Source organism: Bartonella sp. AA86SXKL (assembly GCF_042196885.1).
The window spans coordinates 1-1,012 of sequence record NZ_JBHIRE010000156.1 but is presented as its reverse complement, the minus strand read 5'-3'; the positions used below and the strand labels follow the sequence as shown (position 1 = coordinate 1,012).

General features: G+C 32.2%; 1 protein-coding gene. It reads left to right on the top strand.

Translation table 11 applies throughout. The features are described 5' to 3' along the window. The first annotated feature begins 161 nt into the window (after positions 1–161). Positions 162–902, top strand: a complete 741-nt coding sequence (locus ACFIO5_RS10670; protein ID WP_375635165.1) for a TrbJ/VirB5 family protein — start codon at positions 162–164, stop codon at positions 900–902. Positions 903–1,012: the final 110 nt, after the last annotated feature.

The window sequence follows — 1,012 nt, the reverse complement described above, 5'->3', positions numbered from 1 at the left end:
TAAAAAATATTCGCACTGAAATTGAGCTATTTTCATAAATTAAAAAATGAAATTAAGAAAAGATAAATTATCGTAAATTATATGCTTTACTTTATTATTAAAATTATAATAATGATAAAAAATGTTGGGCTTTTTTAATCGTCAAAAAGAGGAGTGTTAAGGTGAAAAAACGATTTATTACAATAGGAATGATTAGTCTTTTGGCAATGATAGATTTAACTCTAAGGTCTAACTTTAGTTGGGGTTCTGACGCTCAAACTTCAACTATCCAAATCTCCTCCTCAACAGAATATCTGAAAATTATTCAGTTGTTAACAGAAAAAATTAAAGTAACTGAAGAGCAGATCAATAACGCGAAAAAAGTCTATCAATCTATAACAGGAAGTAGAATAACAGAACTAAGAATAAAAGAGGAGGGGAATTTTTTCTTACACGATATGCCTATCTACGCAAAACTAAACCAAAACTACCATAACCTATTTGTGACTGAGTATCCCAATCTCAAAGACATTTCATTTTCTATTTATGCCGAAGAGAAAAGGGCAAACTTTTGGAGCCTTCCGCCAAAGATGATGCGACAAATAATTGATAAGCGTCTTAAATATAGTGGAATTGTCGAAAAAGCTGTAAGCTTGCAAACTTTCAAAGACGTAGAGAAGCGCTTTACGCAAATCATCGATTTCTTAGATGAGATAAATAGAACAACGAATCTAGCGGAAGTTTTCGAGCTACAAACACGCATCAGGAACATGTCATCCATGCTCCAAAATGAATATGCAAAATTACAAATGGTCAGAAATTTACGCGATAATGAAGAGCTCCTTATCGAAATACAAAAACGTAAATTGTATGGAAAAATAGTGAACTGTGAGCACAGAAGTATGCCCAGTGTAAGAATTTAGCGAATAAAGCTCTTTACAACATTTGCTTTTTTCATGAACACAAAAGCTAATTTACAGGGTTCAGTACTATCCCAATAATTCAAAGAGACACAGAGATTTTATCAAAGCCA